Source organism: Pseudoflavitalea sp. G-6-1-2 (assembly GCF_012927185.1).
Classification (GTDB): domain Bacteria; phylum Bacteroidota; class Bacteroidia; order Chitinophagales; family Chitinophagaceae; genus Pseudobacter.
The window spans coordinates 1-1,770 of sequence record NZ_JABBGB010000006.1 but is presented as its reverse complement, the minus strand read 5'-3'; the positions used below and the strand labels follow the sequence as shown (position 1 = coordinate 1,770).

The window sequence follows — 1,770 nt, the reverse complement described above, 5'->3', positions numbered from 1 at the left end:
GGTAAACATACATGCTATGAACTTATTGAGAACAGACGAACAGACCATCGGAGATCTGGAGATCTTTGGGAAAAAAAGCGGGCAAGGCATCATGGATATCTACAATAATGCCAACACACGCGGCGGTGCAGCCCTGCTGAGCGATCTGTTCCGCAATCCGCTTTCCGATAAGCAGGCCATTAACCGGCGTAGCAGCATCATAGAAAATCTTGCCCGTTTAAAGATCCGTTTCCCTTATGATGCTGCACTTTTCGATACGGCAGAAAAATACCTGAGTCATTCAGAAGAAGAAATGAAGGCAAAAGGTAACCGCGTAGCGCTGGGCGAAAAAGAAATACAGAACGGTGTGCATGCAGTGATCGATATCCTGAACACCACTTTCAATTTTATAGACAGACATGAGATCATCAACATTGTTGGTTATGCCAATGAAAGGGAAGCGATTGCTCAATTGCTGGCTGATCCTGCGTTTGAGCCAGCGCTGAAAGTATCAGATAAAGCCCGGTTGTCCTATAGCGCCATCACTGCTTTCGACTCGCTCTTTCGTACAACCGAAAGAGAAAAGATTCAGCAACTGCTCAAAGCCATCTATCAACTCGATGTATATATGTCTGTTGCCATGACAGCACTGGAACGAAAATTCATTTTCCCCAAGGCATTGGATAAAGGTCAGGCGGTGTTGAATGTGAAGGGCGTTTATCATCCTGGCCTCAAAAAGCCCGTAGCCAATGACCTGCAGATGAATGGTGGCAAAAATGTATTGTTCCTCACGGGAGCTAACATGGCCGGCAAATCCACTTTCCTGCGATCGTTGAGCACGGCGCTCTACATTGCACACATGGGCTTTCCTGTGGCAGCCACTTCGATGGAATTTTCCGTACTCGATGGGATTTACACCACAGTTAACCTTCCTGATAACCTCGGTATCGGCGCCAGCCATTTTTATGTGGAAGTACTACGCGTAAAAAAAATGGCGCAGGAACTCAGCAGCGGCGGCTCGTTCTTCATCCTCTTCGACGAGCTGTTCCGTGGCACCAATGTGAAAGACGCGCATGAAGCAACTGTTGCTGTGATCAAAGGATTTACCCGTAAAAGCAACAGCCTGTTCATCGTGTCTTCTCACATTGTGGAAGCTGGTGAGCAGCTGAAAGATTCCAGTCATGTAGACTTCCGGTTCCTCCCCACACGCATGAACGGCCATGTTCCTGAATACACTTATCAGCTCGAACGTGGTATCACTGATGATCGTCATGGTATGATCATCATCCGCAACGAAGGCATTCTCGATATTCTGGAGAAAGGAAAAAAAGAAAGTACCTCTTCAACAAATGCTCAAACCTCTGTACGCCATGTTTAACAACGACAAACAAACAATAGAAGAACTGAACATCCTCGGCAAGTTCCGTCAGGGTTCTGTGTATGGATTATTTGCTCAGGTAAAGACCCGTGGCGGAGAGCAACTGCTCGATCATATGTTCCGCAATCCCCTGCAGGAAGCTGTAGCTATCAATCAACGCAGCAGTGTATTTCAGTTCTTCCAACATGCTCAACTGCTGTTCCCGTTCGACACCGGGCAACTGACCCTGATGCGGGAGTTCATGGATACTGAGACCAGCAAAAACAAAGCACTCGTATTGGCAGCCACGCTGCTCAAAAAAATACTTGCCTCCGTTACCCGCGATGAGCGATATAAGAAGATGATGCAGGGATTACAAGCTACCATCGTAACCCTGAACAAATGCTACCAGTTTGTAGAACCTCTGGCAGACA

1 protein-coding gene and 1 pseudogene are annotated in these 1,770 nt (G+C 47.2%); both read left to right on the top strand.

The window, feature by feature from the left end:
- Window positions 1-1,357 (top strand): hypothetical protein (locus HHL16_RS24785; RefSeq protein WP_346766856.1); only part of this gene is annotated, 1,357 nt, incomplete at its 5' end.
- Window positions 1,350-1,770: pseudogene (locus HHL16_RS24780) on the top strand (DNA mismatch repair protein); the annotation flags it as partial. The gene HHL16_RS24785 and the pseudogene HHL16_RS24780, both read left to right, overlap by 8 nt.